The sequence below is a fragment of the Carboxydothermus pertinax genome (assembly GCF_001950255.1).
Taxonomy (GTDB): Bacteria; Bacillota; Z-2901; order Carboxydothermales; family Carboxydothermaceae; genus Carboxydothermus; species Carboxydothermus pertinax.
The window spans coordinates 1-6843 of the sequence record NZ_BDJK01000051.1 but is presented as its reverse complement, the minus strand read 5'-3'; the positions used below and the strand labels follow the sequence as shown (position 1 = coordinate 6843).

Here is a 6843-nt window from a genome sequence, read left to right as displayed (position 1 = left end):
ATTTGCCCTTAATTACAAAACCCCCGTCCAATATAGAATTGAACAGGGGTTCATCTAGTATTTTTTGTGTCTACTAAGTCTTGACCAGTTCAAAAGGTAATCCCCGGTTATTTTTTTAAGCCTTCTAAAATTATATTTGACAGGTCCTTAATTAATTTTTCCTTATCTAACTCTTTTTCCCCCAAAATCCAGTGGAAGGTAGCAAAAGAATTCATCCCAAAAAAAGCTGGCCCAAAGGTCTCAAGATTAACCTTCCGAAACTCTCCCGCTTGAATGCCTTCCGCAATTAATTGATTTATCAAGCGGTAGTAATCATTAATTTTTATCCGAAAACTTTCCCGAGGAAGCGTACTTCCAAAAAAATCTCCCAAAACTAATACTACCTCTTCGCGAAACTCCAAAAAAAACTCCACTTGCACTTTAATTAAAGCTGTAATTTTTTCCCTTGCCGAAAGTTTTAACTCTAAAACCTTTTTGGTTCTAACTTCTAATTCTTCAAGAATAGAAAGGGTAAGCTTTAAAAAAAGTTCCTCTTTACTTTTAAAGTAATAATACAACGTCCCTTTGGCTACTTTGCTGATTTTGGCAATCTCATCCATTGTAGCTTTTTCAAAGCCTTTTTGGGACATCACCTTAGCCGCGGCTTTTAAGATCGCCCGAATTTTTGGATTCATCTTTTCCTCCAAACCTTCTAAATTACGCTACCTTCTTTGGGGGATAAGTCAGAAAGTTTTATTTGTCTCGGAGTAATTAAGTAATTTAACAACAAAGCTAGTATCCCAAACAAAGCCATCATAAAAGCACTATGGCTAAAACTCATCCCGGAGCCTCCGGAAATTGCTTCCCTTAAACCATATACCCCATAGGTCATGGGCAGATAAACACTAATTTCTTGGAAAAACTTTGGTAATAATTCAAAGGGAAAGGCCCCACCGCAAGAAGCTAATTGCAAAATTAACAAAACTACCGCTAAAAATCTTCCCGCCATATCAAAAAGAGAAACCATTAAGCCGATAATTGCTAGGAAAGTAAGGGACATTAAAATAGCAAACCCAAAGAATTTCCATTGAGACGCTACCTCAAGATTAAGCCCTTTTTCTAAGATTATACCAGAAATTACAGCTTGAAGCACCCCTACCACTGCCACCGCTAAAAATTTACCAATTAGAATTTCCCAGGAACGAACTGTGGATAAGGTTAAGCGGTGGTCTTTTAAGTTTATTAGGAAAAACAACACCAAAGCCCCAATCCAGAGCGAAAGGGGAAGGAAATAGGGTGTAAAAGCAGTTCCGTAATTGGGAACGTGGTATTTTTTATCTTCCTTGATTTCAATTGGGTCAGCAATAGTGTTAGCCCTTTTTACTTTTAAATCCGGTTTTAATTCTTTTTTCCCCTCGGCCACACCTTTTTTAAGACCTGAGGTAAGCTCTTTAGAGCCTTTATAAAGTTCTAACAATCCCCGATTAAGTTCGACCTGTCCTGAAGAAAGTTTCAGTCCTCCATTTTCTAACTCTAACGCTCCATTTTTTACCTGTATGATACCGGTATTTAAAGAATTAGCTCCATCATTAACCTCTTTAGCTGCTAAAGAAAGCTTGTTACTTCCTTGGGCTAAAAGATTTAGACCATTATACAGTTGATTGTAACCTTCTTTTAAAGAAGATAGCCCACTACCCAGTTCTTCCATTTTAGCTGGTATTTCCTGGGTCTTCGCCGCTAAAAGATTTGCACCATCCGAAAGCTTTTTGCTGCTATAAACCAGAGTACCTACTCCTGTTTGGAGCTGACCAAAGCCTGATGTTAAGTCTTGACCACCTTGTTTAAGGGCTACTATTCCCGGTTGAAGTTTACTTTGATACCCTTCTTCTCCCTGGTTTAATAAGCTTAAAAGCCCGAGATTTAAACTACTAAGGGATGAACTTAACTGGGAAATTCCTTCGTTTCCTTGAGCAAAGAGGGAAAGAAGTCCGCCGTTGTATTGATTAATAGCAGTTAAATTTGCCTTCGCAGCATTTAGAGAAGTAATTGCTTCATCTATTTCTGGGTCTGGATGGTTTACTTTGTATTGCTGCAACGTATTTAAGGCTTGTTCAATTTGATTTTGGGCAGCTTTTTGGGATTGATCTACACCAGCTACCATTGTGGTACCCGTTTGCAGGCTAGCTTTAAAATTGTTTAAGCCATCTAAAAGCTGGTTATAACCTACAGCCAGTTGTTTTAAGCCAGAAGATATCTGACTCCAAAAGCTGTCTACCCCTGCTAAAAAAGTGTTAACACCCTTTATATAGTTTTCACTACCCAAAGCTAAGTTTAAAACTCCGGTTTCTAAACCAAGACTTCCGTTATAAATTCCATATGCGCCGTCGGCAACGGTTTTAACTCCATTATTTAATTCTGTAAACTGTCCTCCTAATTCCGCCCCGGGAAGAAGAGTTAGTCCTTCATAAATTTTTTGACTGCCGCTCTTTGCCTCCTGCATTTTTGCCGCAAATACAGACATGTTGCGGCTAAATTCCATGGTACCATTTTTTAACTGGTTACTTCCCAAATACAATTTTTCGGTGCCAGCTGCCAGCCTTCTGGTACCACCCTCAAGTTTTTCGCTGCCGTTAACTAAAGCCAAACTTCCGGTATAAGCCTCCTTTAAACCGTTTTGGAGCTTTTCACTGCCATCGGCTGCTTTTTCCACATCTCTTAAGGAGTCGTCCATCTTATTAAGAAGCGTAGCCACCGCTTCCCGGACAATTTTCTCTGCTACTTTTTGTTTTAATTCCAGCACCACCCGCCCGTTTAACTGGGCTGCCAGGTAGTTTTTCCCTTCGTTATAAATTACCTTAATCCCGGTTTTTTGGGGGTCAGCGGACTTCATTTGGTTTAACCTTTGGGAAAAGTCCTCAGGGATTTTGACAATTAAATAATATTTATCCCCCATTAAACCCCGGTATGCTTCTTTTTCATCTACAAAATACCATTTAACAGTATCATTATGTTTTAGCTCGTCCACTAAGTCTTTTCCGGCATTAAGCGTTTCCTTTCCCTCCTGATAACCCTGGTCAAGGTTTACTACTGCTACCGGTAAATTTTTTAAATTACCATAAGGATCCCAAAAAGCTGCAAGATAAACAAAACTATAAAGTAACGGCATTAAGGTTACCACTACCAGGGCAAGCCGGGCAAAACGGGTGCTAAGAAGCTGTTTTAGCTCGACTCTGGCGATCTTTAAGAAGTTCAAAGCTTACACCTCCCCGGGCAATGTCTATTACTACATCGGCAATACCAAGCTCTTCTTCTTTTAAGGTAGTATAAACTACTAATTTCCCCTCTTCTTTCAATCCTAAAAGAATTTTCTCTATATATTTTCGTTCAATACCGGTTAGATTTTTAAACGGTTCATCAATTAAGACCAGTTGAGGATCACCCAGCAAAGCAAGAGTTATACCTACTTTTAACCTTTGGAGTGAATTTAAATCCTCTAATTTATCCTTTTTAGAAAAATTAGCTTCAACTTTTGCCAAAAGCTTTTCTACTTCCTCTTGGGAGACCTTTTTACCTAAAAGTGCTCCTTGAAATTTAAAATTATCCAAAACTGACAGGGAAAAATAAGGTTCATAAACCCCTTCTACAAAGGAAAGTCCTACTTTTTGGCGTACCTCCCGTTGTTTTTTTACGGGATTTACCCCTAAAACTGAGATAGCACCAGCTACCGGTTTAATGCCACCTATCATTGCTAAAAGGCACGCGGTCTTACCGGTCTTTGCTGGTCCATAAATACCTACAATCCCTGGCTGCTCCACTGAAAAAGTAATAGGTTTAAAGCGTGGGTCCTGGCTAAACTTTACTTCTTTAAATTGAAGCATAAACACACCTCCTTTATTTTTATACTGACCAGTCAGTCGAATTTTAGTATAAAAGAACTTGACCTTGCGGTCAAGTTTAATTTTCAAAGTTTCTACCGTTTATTGCTTAAATAATTCCATTAATGTTATTTATACCGTTTTTTCTCTGTTTTTTAAAGTTTTTAGAGGCTTATTACTTTTAGGCTTTTAGTCAAGTAATTTAAGATATTTCCCATATTGGTTACTTCGCCCGCCACCACTTTATCTTTTAGCTTAAAATAATCAAGGCAAGTGCCACAGGAGCCCAGATAAACTCCTTTTTCTTCGAGAATTTTTAAGGGGCCTAACACCGTTGAACCTTCAACTACAAGCTTTACCCCGGAGTTAACAAATAAAAGCGCTTCGGGAACTTCATCCATCCCGGCCAAGGTTGTTAGAAAAGACTTCATGAGAATTTTTCCTAACTCCTCATCCCCGCGGCCAAGAGATTCACCCTGGATAAAAAGAACAGTACCAGCAATTTCTTCCTTACTTGCAAAAAACGGAGCAAGTTTAGAAGCCAAATCGTGTATATCCATAAAACCTCACCCTTTTTATAATATTATTTAATATTTATTATAACATTTTAGTATATGCTTGCCAAGTTTAAAGTTCAACGGAGAAGCCATAGCCCTATTAAACAAAATACTACCCCTAAAGCCTTAGTAATTGTAAGCTTTTCTCCAAAAAATAAAATTCCGATAGGTATCAAAAATAGGCTTACTGCTACATTGGAAAATAAAGCTGCAGTGCTAATTTTCCCCCCGGCGCGATAAGCAAGTAAAAACCCAAGTTCTAAACCAAAAATCGCCAGTCCCAAAGCAAAGCCTGCCCAATTTAGACTTTTGATTTCCGTTGAAAGGCTTCCATAAGCCTTAAAGAGCGCTGAACAAAAAATTGAGAAAATTGCAGCCATAAGATAAGCTGATGTTAAAACTAAAAAAGGATTGGCCCGAGAAGGTACTAATTTTTGAATAACATGGTAAAGAATATTCGCGACAATTGTTAAGCCTATAGCCAGATAATAAAACATAAATCCCTCCGTGGTTAATCAATTTCTAAACCCATTATAAACGAATCATAAAAAACACCATCTATTAAATAGTGTCGGCTAATTCGTCCCTCATAAACAAAGCCTGCTTTTTCGTATAACGAAATAGCCCTTTTATTATCCACCCGAACATTTAAGTTAATTTTCCGCACCCCCATGTCTTTAGCCCATTTTTTTAAATATGAAATTAAAGTATATCCAAGACCTTCCCCCCAAAATTCCTTTAAAACCGCTATACCCATCTCGCCATAATGGGAAAACTGCGTACCTACGCTAGGCTTAAAACTGATACTGCCGACAATCCTTCCTCTATGTTCGGCAACTGCCATTAATGACTTTTTATCTTGCATTTGTTTTTTTATAAATTCTCTTTCTTCCTCAATCTTAAAGTTAAATTCTCCCGGACCATAAGCCAAAAAATTAGTTTCATTAGTTGCTTTTTTATAAAAATTTAAAAGCTTTTCAGCATCTTCTAAACTAACTTCTCGTATCACCACTTTTTGCCCACTCTTTAAAGTTATTTCCATGAACTCATCCCTCCCCCGCAGTATGGTTATTGCCCTATTATATCATACTTTCCCCAAATAAAGGAAAAAACCCCGCAGGCCGCGAGGTTTTAAACATGTAATATTTTACTCAAAAAGTTTTTAGTCCGTTGGTGCTGAGGGTTTTGAAAGATTTCCTCGGGTTTTCCTTCTTCCACAATTACCCCTTCATCCATAAATAAAACCCGGTGGCCTACTTCTTTGGCAAAACCCATTTCATGGGTCACCACCACCATGGTCATCCCTTCATGGGCTAGCTCTAACATAACCTCCAGAACCTCCCCGACCATCTCGGGGTCTAGGGCCGAGGTGGGCTCATCAAACAGCATTACCTTAGGTTTCATCGCCAAAGCCCGGGCAATGGCAACCCGCTGCTGCTGCCCACCGGAAAGCTGGTCAGGATAAACATGCGCTTTATCTTCAAGCCCCACTTTTTTTAAAAGATCAAAAGCAATAGCTTCGGCCTCGCTTTTTTTCATCTTCCGTACTTTCATGGGAGCTAGAGTGATATTTTCCAAAGCAGTTTTGTGGGGAAAAAGATTAAACCTTTGAAAAACCATTCCCACTTCGGTCCGTACCTTGTTAATATCAGTTTTGGGATCGGTCAAATTAAAGCCATCCACCCACACTTCTCCGGAAGTTGGAGTTTCCAAAAGATTAATACACCGTAAAAGGGTGCTCTTTCCCGAACCGGAAGGCCCAATGATCACCACCACTTCCCGTTCCTTGATGTGAGTAGAGACTCCTTTTAAAACGTGAAGCTTGCCGAATTTTTTGTGCAAGTTCTCAATGGTGATCACCGGTTTTAAGCCTCCTTTCGGTAAAGCTCACCAGCTGCGATATTCCCAGAGTCATGATTAAATAAAGTAAGGCTACGGCAAACCATACTTCAAAGGCCCGCCCGTTCCAGCCAATAATAAGTGCCCCGCGGCGGGATAACTCCTCAAAACCAATAACCGATAATAGGGAAGTATCTTTTAACATAGCAATAAACTCATTCCCTAAAGGAGGAACTACCCGCTTAAAGGCCTGGGGCAAAATTACATAAAACATGGCCTGGGCGTAAGTCATACCTAAAGACCGGCCTGCTTCCATCTGGCCCCGATCTATAGATTGGATCCCCGCCCGGAAGATTTCGGCCACATAAGCACCGCTATTTATACTGGTGGAAGCAATGGCCGCCGTCCAGGGAGAAATGGCTTGCGCTTGCTCCCCAGTTATGGCAGCAATTAATTGAGGTACCCCATAATAAATAATAAAAATCTGGACCAATAAAGGAGTTCCGAGAGGACTGAAAAAGTAACATTTTTTAGGCGCAAATTGGCTTTTTATAGCTGTAAAATCTTCCTTTAAACAAATATTTATGTAGTAA

8 protein-coding genes are annotated in these 6843 nt (G+C 39.4%); all 8 read right to left on the bottom strand.

Annotated elements, in window-relative coordinates:
* Positions 1-107: 107 nt before the first annotated feature.
* Positions 108-674, bottom strand: a complete 567-nt coding sequence (locus cpu_RS09940; RefSeq protein WP_075859842.1) for a TetR/AcrR family transcriptional regulator — start codon at positions 672-674, stop codon at positions 108-110.
* A 17-nt stretch (positions 675-691) separates the two neighbouring features.
* Complete coding sequence (locus cpu_RS09935) at positions 692-3232, bottom strand: YhgE/Pip family protein (RefSeq protein WP_075859841.1); 2541 nt, start codon at positions 3230-3232, stop codon at positions 692-694.
* Positions 3186-3857 (bottom strand): ATP-binding cassette domain-containing protein, encoded by a 672-nt coding sequence (locus cpu_RS09930; protein ID WP_075859840.1) that lies wholly within the window; start codon positions 3855-3857, stop codon positions 3186-3188. The genes cpu_RS09935 and cpu_RS09930 overlap by 47 nt, the downstream gene beginning before the upstream one ends.
* Positions 3858-4018: 161 nt before the next feature.
* Positions 4019-4414, bottom strand: coding sequence for a sulfurtransferase-like selenium metabolism protein YedF (gene yedF / locus cpu_RS09925; RefSeq protein ID WP_075859839.1), 396 nt, complete (start codon positions 4412-4414; stop codon positions 4019-4021).
* A 74-nt stretch (positions 4415-4488) separates the two neighbouring features.
* A complete protein-coding gene (locus cpu_RS09920) occupies positions 4489-4908 on the bottom strand; it encodes an EamA family transporter (protein ID WP_075859838.1) in 420 nt (139 codons plus the stop codon).
* A gap of 14 nt (positions 4909-4922) precedes the next feature.
* Positions 4923-5453, bottom strand: a complete 531-nt coding sequence (locus tag cpu_RS09915) for a GNAT family N-acetyltransferase (protein ID WP_075859837.1) — start codon at positions 5451-5453, stop codon at positions 4923-4925.
* 89 nt (positions 5454-5542) lie between these two features.
* Positions 5543-6271 (bottom strand): amino acid ABC transporter ATP-binding protein, encoded by a 729-nt coding sequence (locus tag cpu_RS09910; protein ID WP_075859836.1) that lies wholly within the window; start codon positions 6269-6271, stop codon positions 5543-5545.
* Positions 6258-6843 (bottom strand): amino acid ABC transporter permease (locus cpu_RS09905; RefSeq protein ID WP_143299317.1); only part of this gene is annotated, 586 nt, incomplete at its 5' end. The genes cpu_RS09910 and cpu_RS09905, both read right to left, overlap by 14 nt.